Source organism: Paenibacillus sp. 102 (genome assembly GCF_039549175.1).
GTDB lineage: Bacteria > Bacillota > Bacilli > Bacillales > Bacillaceae_G > Bacillus_A.
This window is the reverse complement of the sequence record NZ_JBCGHT010000042.1, coordinates 1-10,466: the sequence shown is the minus strand read 5'-3', so window position 1 is coordinate 10,466 and position 10,466 is coordinate 1. Positions and strand designations below refer to the sequence as shown.

The 10,466-nt window shown below is 32.1% G+C and carries 10 protein-coding genes; 4 read left to right on the top strand and 6 right to left on the bottom strand.

The window, feature by feature from the left end:
• Nucleotides 1-202 precede the first annotated feature (202 nt).
• On the top strand, nt 203-331 hold the full coding sequence (locus tag AAIE21_RS28870; protein ID WP_343269823.1) for a hypothetical protein: 129 nt from the start codon (nt 203-205) through the stop codon (nt 329-331).
• A gap of 1,307 nt (nt 332-1,638) precedes the next feature.
• Here AAIE21_RS28870 and AAIE21_RS28865 read toward each other — a convergent pair.
• The gene (locus AAIE21_RS28865; protein ID WP_343269822.1) at nt 1,639-2,064 is read right to left on the bottom strand and encodes a hypothetical protein; all 426 of its coding nucleotides are present in this window, start codon (nt 2,062-2,064) and stop codon (nt 1,639-1,641) included.
• A gap of 65 nt (nt 2,065-2,129) precedes the next feature.
• Nucleotides 2,130-2,321, bottom strand: coding sequence for a hypothetical protein (locus AAIE21_RS28860; protein ID WP_343269821.1), 192 nt, complete (start codon nt 2,319-2,321; stop codon nt 2,130-2,132).
• Nucleotides 2,322-2,765: 444 nt separating this feature from the next.
• On the opposite strand from AAIE21_RS28860, the gene AAIE21_RS28855 reads away from it, so the two are divergent.
• A complete protein-coding gene (locus AAIE21_RS28855) occupies nt 2,766-4,874 on the top strand; it encodes a deaminase domain-containing protein (protein WP_343269820.1) in 2,109 nt (702 codons plus the stop codon).
• 27 nt (nt 4,875-4,901) lie between these two features.
• Nucleotides 4,902-5,306, top strand: a complete 405-nt coding sequence (locus tag AAIE21_RS28850; protein ID WP_343269819.1) for a hypothetical protein — start codon at nt 4,902-4,904, stop codon at nt 5,304-5,306.
• Nucleotides 5,307-5,876: 570 nt separating this feature from the next.
• Here the strand turns inward: AAIE21_RS28850 and AAIE21_RS28845 are convergent.
• The 4 genes from AAIE21_RS28845 to AAIE21_RS28830 all read right to left on the bottom strand — a co-directional run bounded on the left by AAIE21_RS28845 (nt 5,877) and on the right by AAIE21_RS28830 (nt 9,542).
• Nucleotides 5,877-6,155 (bottom strand): hypothetical protein, encoded by a 279-nt coding sequence (locus AAIE21_RS28845; RefSeq protein ID WP_003209756.1) that lies wholly within the window; start codon nt 6,153-6,155, stop codon nt 5,877-5,879.
• A 291-nt stretch (nt 6,156-6,446) separates the two neighbouring features.
• The gene (locus tag AAIE21_RS28840) at nt 6,447-6,998 is read right to left on the bottom strand and encodes a DUF3967 domain-containing protein (protein WP_343269818.1); all 552 of its coding nucleotides are present in this window, start codon (nt 6,996-6,998) and stop codon (nt 6,447-6,449) included.
• 1,268 nt (nt 6,999-8,266) lie between these two features.
• Nucleotides 8,267-8,857, bottom strand: coding sequence for a MarR family transcriptional regulator (locus tag AAIE21_RS28835; protein ID WP_343269817.1), 591 nt, complete (start codon nt 8,855-8,857; stop codon nt 8,267-8,269).
• Between the two features lie 487 nt (nt 8,858-9,344).
• Entirely contained in the window at nt 9,345-9,542 is a 198-nt protein-coding gene (locus AAIE21_RS28830) for a hypothetical protein (RefSeq protein WP_097969188.1), read from the bottom strand.
• Between the two features lie 217 nt (nt 9,543-9,759).
• Here AAIE21_RS28830 and AAIE21_RS28825 point away from each other — a divergent pair, with 217 nt between their 5' ends.
• On the top strand, nt 9,760-10,332 hold the full coding sequence (locus AAIE21_RS28825) for a tyrosine-type recombinase/integrase (RefSeq protein WP_343269816.1): 573 nt from the start codon (nt 9,760-9,762) through the stop codon (nt 10,330-10,332).
• Nucleotides 10,333-10,466: the final 134 nt, after the last annotated feature.

The following is a 10,466-nucleotide window of genomic DNA, read 5'->3' as shown; positions in this document are numbered from 1 at the left end:
TCAAAGAACAATCTGTATGTAATGAGTTTACTACAATCTTTTGGCTAGTGCCAAACCGAAATTCATCTCCCACCTATCGCCCTGCACACACTTGAGGAAGGAGACTTCTTTCGGAAAACGTTAAACATTACAATAGTTAATCATTATATATATTCATGATAATATTTAAACTAAGATTATCAATACAATGGAGGATTACAACATGAAAAAAATAAAGGGATTACTAAACAATCCATTTATTAAATACCCATTAGCTATAATTTCATCTGTAATTATAATAAAAACAGGCTATGATTTAGGTTCTTTTATGATAAAATTAAAATACATTTAAATCATAAAAGTAGAAAGGGAATGCATGTATACTAATCTATACTGCATTCCCTTATTGTAATTGTATGTCCACTATATTTTTATTCTTCCTTTTCCAAAATTAAAAAACTAAAATCCAAATTTCTTAGTTTTCACCTCTTTCTGAATCCACCCATTGTAATGTAAACTTCTCACTAAATGTCCAATCTATTAACTGTCTTCCCCCCATAAATCATAATAACTTCTAAATAGTGATCCCAACTGTTATAAAAACAACAAATAAAATTTTTATAAAAGAAAACAACTTGGATAAAAACAGGTTGTTTTCTTTTATAGGGTACAACAAAGAAAGAGTGGAAAAGTAATACACAAACATGTCAAACAAAAAGAATAAGCTGTGGAATAAAACTAAAAATTCTGACAATTAAATCGATAAGGGTTTTATTTACTCTTTCTTTGTTGTTATGAGTTTAGCATTAAAAATAAAATAAATCAACAAAAAAATACAAAATTCTGATAAGTTCGACATTTTTTTAAAAAAATCAATAACATCAAATTTAACACTGCAAAATAAAAAAGGACTGGCTCATTATTTTATGAGTCAGTTCCTTTTTATAATGTATGTAGAATTTCATAATAGTAAAAAACAATATTTTATCTATTCTATCCATAGTATCGGCCCCACCTACGCCAAATACCCTGATAGCCACTCGTGCCATCCAACCCATTTATTATCTTAACAGAAAGCGCTTTCAATGTAAAGAATTTTCTGATTATTTTAAGTGCATTACCATATTGTAAACACCTGATTGTAACCTAAATAAAAAAAATCCTTTAAAAATAAAAGATTTCTTTTTCTAATAAAACCCATACAAATGATCCATATATTGAGTATACTTCCAATACATGAATCATTTGTATAAGTTTTATTAAATCTTAAAAAATTATATTACATAAATGCTTTTAATAAAGTTGTTACTAATGGAAGAACTCCACCTAAAAATGTTAATACTGCTGTTGCAATTGCCATAATAATCACTCCTTATATTTTTCTGAATATTTAATTATTTATATTGTATTTTGAAATAACAAAATTAGCAACTCTTTTTGATATGCAATATTGCATTAAAACAACACATAAATTTTTAATAATATATTATGTTTTTTACTTTTGATTTTCCTTATTCATCTATTTAGGGGTACCGCCAGCATTTTGGAAAAAAAACACGCTAAGAAAAAAACAATAAGCTGCCCCTATGGACAGCTCATTTACATAATTATCGTTAGCGGAAGTTAATATATGTAATTTACTTACAAAAATTATCCCTGTCAGACTGGAATTATGCCTTCCAACTCAGTAATTTCCTCACTAATTAATTGTTCTATTTTTTTTATAAAATCATCAATTTGATTAAGTTCCGTAAGAATAAACAGATTTGAACGCATCCAATAAGGCTTTGATTGCTTATTGTCAGTTACTACCTCTATACCTACAATGCCTCTTTTATCATGTAAGAAGAATCTCATGGATAAGAAATGAGTTACATTGTCTATATCCTCACCTGAAACCCATTGAAACTCATGTAGTTTAAAAGTGGAAAACTTGATTATTCCCTCTTTTAAATCTTCGAGTTCTTCATTGGTGGTATATAGGTTAATGCTCGCAGTGCCATAAAATCCAGTAAAGTCAAAATTCAATTTAAAAAAATCGGTATCTTCCCATATCTTTTTTATTTTTATATTCGGTTCAGGCATTGTGGTCTATCCTCCCATAAATTGCACTTTCCACTTGAGAATATTGAGAGAGGCACGATCTGTTCTCAATATTCTTTCTTTTTAAGTCGGTAAAGTCCTGTAAGACTGGCTCCTGCTGCAATGATAATCATAACAATAGAAACACTTAGGGAAACAATCTGATTTGGAATTAAATTAGCAAGGTTTGCCCAAAGTAATGCAATGCTTGCCAGCCATGTTAAACCGATGAGATAAGACCAACCTGTTTTTTTCGTCATAATTTATTCACCTCTTTTCTTCATTGTACCATTCAAAAGAAACGATGTATTGTCCAAATTTGGATGTATATTCCATACATGTAAGCTTAACATAACGCACAATTATCGGTAGCAAGGGCAAGCTGGATCCCTACTCTTACAAGGAATACGCCTTTTTCTTTTTCTATGACTCTATTCATTTTTTATACATCCCTATCTTGACGTGGGTTTTAGGGTTCTTGTTTGTTACTGGATTAGCCGAAAAACTGTATAAAATTTTGCATGCTCTTAGCGTGGTTTTTTTCCAAAATGCTGGTGGTATCCCTAATTAATCAAAAATATCATAATTATGATAATATATTGTTTAACAGATATTAAAGAGATTGATTGATTTGTTTTAAAAGCTTTTATTAAGGGGGAATGACTGCAACCCTGTTACTACCACTAGAAAGAGAGACGAATTAAATGGGATTTCATGTAGATTTAAAGGAATTCAATGAAGTACTGGCCAAACTCCAAAAAGACACCAGTAAAACAAATAATCAACTTGAACAAGCTCAAAGAGCATTGAATAGTATTATCCAGGCCGATGCCATGCAGGGTGCAACAGGAAATGCGATTGTCAACGACATCAATAATAACCAAAGTGCAGTTGTGACTGGATTGAAAGTTACCAATGAATTTCTCATTGCGGAAATGTTGACAACTTTAAAGGATTTTCAGTCAACAACGGGAGAAAGTGATGAGAATGCAGTTATTCTGGAAGATGCATTACTACAAACACAAAACAAACTTTCCAATCTCCAACCCAAGAAACATGAAATGGATAGTCGCATCTCTAATATTTACAACAGCGTGAACGATTTGATTTCATTGAGTATGCCGAGAAGCCAGTTTGATGAAAAACTGGTTGCAGCCAGTAAAGAACTAGAGGATACGATTCAAAAAGTACAGCAATTTGAAAGCAAAAAAGCAGAAAGCAACGCGGAAAAAATTCTCGATAACCTAAACAAACAAGTTCAAATTGCAAGGGGAATGAGTAGTTTATCCTATACTGATCCGCAACTGCAAGCTTTCTTTGCCCAAGATGCGTTAGCAAAAGGCATTCATGAAATAGATACACAAATCACGAAGGCGGAAAAAAAGGCGCAACTGCAAGCTGAAAAAGAAATGAAGAAAAAGCAAGAGGAATGGGCGAAAAATCATCCATTGGAGGCTTGGCTTCAAAACTTTTCCGATAGTGCCGGTAAGAAATGGGATGTATTGAGAAAAGGCACAAAATGGGTAGGGGAGAACATTCCTTTCCTGAAAGGACTTTCTAATGATCTCTTGGTGTTGGAAGGCTTTATAGGAAAGGCAGGTTCCGCGATTAGTGGGGCTGCAATAGGTGCAATAAAATTAGGTTTCCTAATCGCAGAGATTGGTGAGTGGGGTTATAACTCGATGCGCGGCGTAGAAACAGAACAATGGAAACTGGACGATCTCGATGCGACTTGGCAAGGGGTGAAAAAACTCGCCGAATATGGGATTGTGGGCTCTATCACAACTACGGCTCCTTATCTTAGTGATTTCTTAAATAATCCCGCACTCACGGACAAAATTCCCGTGCTGGATAACCTTGCTAGAACCTTTAGAAGAGACCAAAAAGAAATGTTCAACGCAGTAAAAGATTATGTAGAAAAAGCCATGACCGACCCTTATGCTTTTGGTGGCATGGGATTTGATATTATTAGTTGTTTAGTCGGCGTTGGTGAAGTAAACGCCGCAGTGAAAGGATCAGCTACAGCCGGAAAAATCGCAGAGGGTGAAAATGTCTTTCGAGCAGCAGGGAAACGCGATAAAATAATTGGTAAGTCGGAAGAAGTAGAAGCATTCATGAATAAGTTGCCGGATAGTATGAAGAATGTCGAGGAGAAGATTAAAAATATTGAGATCCCGAATGTATTCCCTGAACCTTCGCTAGCAGGTGGAGGGAAAGTCGGAGGATCAAACTCTCTGAAAGATGCTTATCAGTTTATGAAGGAGACTGGGGAGAAGGTTTTTGGTAAGGGTACGGATAACCTTATTGGAGAAGTTTTAGAAGATAGGTCTAGAGTCGTAAGAACAAAACTATCTGATTCAATGACAGCATTCAAAAATTCAGATGAATATATAAATTTATCTAACACACAGAGGAAAAAAATAGATAGAAAAATAAAATCACTTACTAAAGGTAATGTTGCAACAGCAGATGTTAATATACCAGGTATAAAAAAAGAATTTAGTGCTCATAGCCAAATTCATTCTGTGGACAGTTTAGGAACTGATGTTATGGATTTTTCATATGTACCCGCAGATAGTGAGCGTATCTTCAAAAATTATGTAGTAGATGAGTTTCCAAGGTATAATGATACGGAAGCGAAGATTCTTGAGGATATAGCTTCTAAAATAAAAGACCCAAATATTAAAGGTGAAGTTAATCTTTTCTCAGAGTTAGATACTTGTCAAAGTTGTACAAATATTATATTAGAATTTAGAGAAAAGTATCCTAATATAAAGTTAAATATCTTTACAAATAATACAGTAACTCCATAGGGAAATAGATTTAAGGAGGTTTGTGCTATGAATAATAGTGTTGATTATGAAAGTATCAAAGATTCTGTTGTATATAGTTTTGAAGAATATGTAGAAGATGATGGATTTACAGCACCTCAATCTGCAGCAAAAGTATTTGAAGAAGATTGGAGAGAGCTAAACTATAATGATTTTACAAAGACTGCATACTATATTTGTGTTGCAATTGAGTGTTTTAAACTAAAAGAAATACCAGATTTTATATATGAAAAATTAGATTTTCATATCAATAGTATTGAATTTAAAGGTGATACTAATAAAGAAGATATAGAACAATTATTGCAAGATATAAATAAATGCAGACGATTAATGGAAAGTAAAGATTATAAGGTTATTGAATCAAGCTTTGGCGCAAAATCAAGAATTGAATATATTCTTAGTTTGAAGTCATAATTAAGACAAAACAAAAAATATCAAAATATTATAAATCACTACTTCTGACCTTGATTCGCTCATGCCTTTCAAGGTTTTTTTAGAAAAGAGGATTTTAATGGTAAAAAATTATTAACATCTTTATAGCAAGGGAATGCTTGTATGCTGATCTGTACTGCATTCCCTTATTGTATGTATGCTATATTCTTATTCGCCTTTTTCTAACAGTAGAACCACGAATCTTGGCGAAGACATTGGTTTTTGCCCTATCCTGGGGTCCGTCCTTGCTTTTTATTCCACGATTCCCTTGACCACGAGCCTCCGAACCCTCAAACTCCCAAAGCTAACCCCAGCGGGCAAAAACCGCCCTTCTGGGGCCACCTCTGGCGAGTTTGCATGAGGGTTCCCCTCATCGTCAAGGAACTTTCGCGGCATAAACGCCAGGACTCAGCGATTCCGCATGCGCGGCAACCACGATTCCTTTTAAATGCATTTTTTATTTAATTCAATAATTATTGCTAACAATAAATAAAATTATACCTATAATTTCACTTACCATATTTTAAAACTTTTTAATAAAAAAACAGAACACTAAAGTGTATTATATTTTTTCACTTGTAACGGGATAGTTACAACATATAAATCTACAGCATAATAAGTAATCGAAATCCCTTTACCTTCAACATCAAGTTTTGATTGGAAAAACTGTTCTGAAATTTTTCTTTTCCCCCATCTTTTAGGGAACCATTTGAATACTTTAGGAACATTATATTTTTTATTAGACCATACCTTTAATCTCCACAGAACTAAAATAACTGTAATCAGGACAATAAAATTAATAAACTCAGAATATGAAGATTTTAAAAACATATATCCTCTACCTTTTCATTAGAAATGCAACCACTTATCCTCTTAAAATAGCCTTTTTCACAATAAAATACATTATAGAAAATAGTAAACAGGTACCTACTATCCCAAAAGTCGCAATTGAAATTTTACCTGCCATCGTTTCATGTGGATCTAAGACATTAGGTAAAATTGTACCAAAAATTGCAATACACGCTAATATAATCATAAGATATTTAAAATTTTTCACTTTTTTTTCATACTAATTATCTCCTTAAATCTTTAATAATAAATTCTTTACCCAATCACAAAAAATCATTTTCCAAATAATTTCGCAAAAAAACCTTTTGGTTTTGTAGCTGCCGTTAATAATTTTGTTTCTTGTACTTCTCTAATTGTTTCAAGTAACTTCTGATCACGTTTCTCTAACTTATTGTCAATATAATCTTGTTGTTTTTGAAGTTGTTCAATTAACAATTTATTAAATTCCTCTTGTTTCTCACTATATTCTCTAAGTCTACTAACTTCATTTTTTAATGATTTTAATTCTTCAGCTAAAATTTCTCCAACTTCTTTACTAGGTACAGGCTTTATACTTTCTCCACCTGTAGCAAAGTAATGTTCAATTTGTTTTATTGAGTAATTCTGTTCTCGATGTAATTGTTTAACTATCTTCATTTGCTCAAGAGCTTTTTTATTAAAAACATTGTAACCTGACTCATTCTTCTCTAAAGGAATATAAGTCCTTAATTCTTTCATCCAGTTTCTTATAACATTTGGCGATTCATCTAAACACAATGCAACTTCTTTAACAGTCATGGCTATGTAACCTGGTTTTTCTTCACCTAGGTATTTACTTTTATCCATCTTTTTACCCACCTTTAAAACCTAAATAAAAACCTGAGTTTTTTAAATATCAAGGGTTATTTTCAAAAAAATCAACCTTGAAACCTAGGTATAAAACCTAGGTTTTTACTAATTCATTTTACTAAGCTTTATATCCTTCTGTCATATAAAAATAACGGGATTTTCCCTATTTCAGTTCATATTTCATTTCCTTCTTAACATATGATTATTTAATCCACACAGCAAAGACCATAGCCGCGCCACAAAAAAATTTCTAATAACCTTGCAACAAACCACAATTAAGATCATATTTTTGTTTTTTTAACATAATAAAACTCTATCAAAAGGCAAGTCATTTTATAAAATTGGAAATTCTAAATAAAAAAAGAGAGAAGAGCATAAGGGGTTTTTGGGCCCAACTAGGGGTTGGGGCTAGGCAGAGCCTAGCTTAAACGTGGGTACACGAAAATTTCCAGGATGTGCACTCACGGTCGACTCAAAATTTTCCAATTACACGTATTTTTTCGTTAAAAGTAGAGTCGAGGTTTACACAAGGTACCCTTCATAGGATTAAATGTGCACCTGCTGTAGACAACATATTTCTCATAACTTGCAATCAAACATTACTTTAAAATACTAAAAGAGATTCATTTAAATTAAGTAAATACAAAATTATAATTTAGAAACAAACAACAATAAAACACTAGATATCATTCAGACGCCTCAAAATCCGTTTTAGAGAATACAAATCTAAAATAATACTATTTGCCGTAAAAACAAAAACAAACGCTTAAAAAGCAAAATAAATGGTTTAAAATGAAGGTTTTCGTTTGCTTTTGGGGTTGAGGTTGGTTCGTCGTGTGGGGGCGAAACCCCACATATAACGTATTCTATTAATTTGGTAAGTGAAATTTTAAATCGAATTACTAGCGGTTCGGCTCGTATGATAGCAAATTCAAGCCGATAATCTCTGATAGTTGCTTTTGGATGTATCGGCTTGGTGCCGCCAAAATTCGAGCCGAAAAAAGTTTTGCAAGGATGTAGCAAAGCGAAAAGGGTGGAGATTTTCTGAAGTGAAACGAAAGAAAATACGACCCGTTCCTTGCGGAACTTTTAGCCTTAATAATATATAGAGTGAGAAGGACAAGCATTTTAAAGTTTAAAAAACAAAGTAATATCAAGGGTTTCAAGATTTTTCGTACGTATCAAATCTGATACACTTTCGTATCAGATTTGATACGTACGAAAAATAAAAAATCAAAAAAAAAAGAACTAGTCAATAGTTCTTTTTAAAATAATCTATTAGGTAAATTTTTAAGTGTTTTGTTATTCATAGCTTTTCTAAACATGGTTACTAAAGCTCCTTGAACATCATCACGATTTCCAGCATAAATAATATTGGGATTAACATAAATAGCATAAGCTTTTACATTATTACCTTCAACACCAGATTCAGCTTTAGCTAATATACCTTTTTTAACAAGGCTATTAATAACTCTACTAACTTTTGTTCTACTTGTCCCTAATACTTCTCCTATTTGAGTAATATTTAATGGAGAAGCATATTTCTTAGTAATATCATCTACGATCGCATTTGAATGAAGCCCTATGTAAGCCTGTATATCAAGCAAAAAGATCTTTTCTTCGCCAGTCATATAATCTTTTTGTCTTAAATATTCCCAATTCAACTGTAATAACTGAACAAATTTAGCTTTATTTTTTACTTTCTTTTCAGGAACTAATTTCATTCCTCTTGAACCAGCCTTTGCTTGAAGTTCATTTGCTAAATACATCTCTTCTTCTGACAAAATCTTCGAATCCTCGATATCTCTCAATCTTGCATTTTTTTCAGCTTGTTTTAAATTGATAGTATTTGTCATAACTTTTCTCCTCATTCCTAGTATTTACAACTAGTACAGAGGCTCTTTTTATGCTATTATGTAATTAGAATTTTATAAGAATAAAAAAGCCTCTCATTATAGTTGTTTCTCGACAATTCAATTATATCATGATTGGCTTTTTTTGTTGTAACTAAAAAAAAAGAGTCCTATATACAGGACTCTTTTTTATGTTTCTGAAAGTAAACTTTTAAATAAAAGCTAGTTTAACATCAACCATCTTTCATGGCTCAATACCAGCGTTCTTGTAACCAAGAGCAAAATAACAATTAAGTGTAGCATTCTAAAAGAAAAAGAGATGGCAAGCTACGGATTTGGCATGCCAAATCCCAAAAACGTTGTTTTTGACTTGGTAAAAGATTCCTACAACCTTTACCGTTTTTTGGTCTCAAAATTTCATTTTTTCGTCCTAAAACGGTTGTCGCTTCGCTCGATTTTCTATCTTTATGAAAAAGAAGACTGAACTAGATTAACTCTCTAGTTCAGTCTTCTTTTTCTTGTATAAACGATTTATTAAATCAATAATCCAAGAATTAATAATAACTACTGTGAAAATAACTAAAATAGCAACAATATTTTGATTTGAAGATATGTATGGTATCAATGGGCCACGTACCACCCAAAAAAATATAAGAGCAAAAACTAAAGACCAAATAAATTTCAGCATTAATTCGTCCCCTTTTCTAATAAATATAGCACAAATAAATTAGAAAATACTGTAAAATAAACGAATTAAACTTTTAAAAAACGAATGTAAACTTTTAAATATTAGTTTACTTTCATTCGCCCTTAAATATTGACTTCATCCCAATTACCCTGATATCCTCAAAATACATAACAAAAGTATACATTCAAAACAATATAAATAAAGAGGTCAAAAACACATGATTAAAAAACCACATCTCATTGATGTCCAACCTATCCGAAGCAAAGAACAGATCGAAGATATGAAATGGGCTCTTAAACGTCATTGTTCAGAACGTGACTATATTTTATTCATAATTGGAATCAATACAGGTCTACGTGTCAGCGATCTACTCCAAATCGAAATGCAAACCATATTAAAACTAAAGCGAAAAAAAAGAAAAGAATTCAAAATCAAAGAAGGAAAAACAAAGAAAGAACGCATGATTAATCTCACTTCTATTTTTGATGAAGTCTATTCCTATGCCCAAACATTAGAAAGTACCTGGTTATTTCCTTCTCGAAAAGGAGATCAATCCATTAGTAAAGTTCAGGCTTATCGACAATTGCAAAAAGCCGGAGATTTTGCCAGTATAGAATCCATCGGTACTCACACCATGCGCAAAACATTCGGCTATTGGTTTTATAAACAAACAAAAGATGTAGCCATGTTGCAAGAGATACTCAATCATAGCACACCACAAATCACTCTAAAATATATTGGAATTAACAAAGAGGAAAAAGATAATATACTAGATACATTTTATATTTAACAAAACAGTGAACTACACACCACTTAGCGAAGCTTGAAGTGGGTGCTTCTTGGGAAGTAGATACTTTTATTAGCTATCTATATTTACCAAGCTATCCCCGTCGCACCGACGGTTCGTATTTGTAGCGCAAAAAA

Bases quoted from the DNA above. Each gene is read 5' to 3' on its own strand.
- AAIE21_RS28870 (WP_343269823.1), top strand. From the start codon at position 203: ATGAAAAAAATAAAGGGATTACTAAACAATCCATTTATTAAATACCCA.
- AAIE21_RS28865 (WP_343269822.1), bottom strand. From the start codon at position 2,064: ATGCCTGAACCGAATATAAAAATAAAAAAGATATGGGAAGATACCGAT.
- AAIE21_RS28860 (WP_343269821.1), bottom strand. From the start codon at position 2,321: ATGACGAAAAAAACAGGTTGGTCTTATCTCATCGGTTTAACATGGCTG.
- AAIE21_RS28855 (WP_343269820.1), top strand. From the start codon at position 2,766: ATGGGATTTCATGTAGATTTAAAGGAATTCAATGAAGTACTGGCCAAA.
- AAIE21_RS28850 (WP_343269819.1), top strand. From the start codon at position 4,902: ATGAATAATAGTGTTGATTATGAAAGTATCAAAGATTCTGTTGTATAT.
- AAIE21_RS28845 (WP_003209756.1), bottom strand. From the start codon at position 6,155: ATGTTTTTAAAATCTTCATATTCTGAGTTTATTAATTTTATTGTCCTG.
- AAIE21_RS28840 (WP_343269818.1), bottom strand. From the start codon at position 6,998: ATGGATAAAAGTAAATACCTAGGTGAAGAAAAACCAGGTTACATAGCC.
- AAIE21_RS28835 (WP_343269817.1), bottom strand. From the start codon at position 8,857: ATGACAAATACTATCAATTTAAAACAAGCTGAAAAAAATGCAAGATTG.
- AAIE21_RS28830 (WP_097969188.1), bottom strand. From the start codon at position 9,542: ATGCTGAAATTTATTTGGTCTTTAGTTTTTGCTCTTATATTTTTTTGG.
- AAIE21_RS28825 (WP_343269816.1), top strand. From the start codon at position 9,760: ATGATTAAAAAACCACATCTCATTGATGTCCAACCTATCCGAAGCAAA.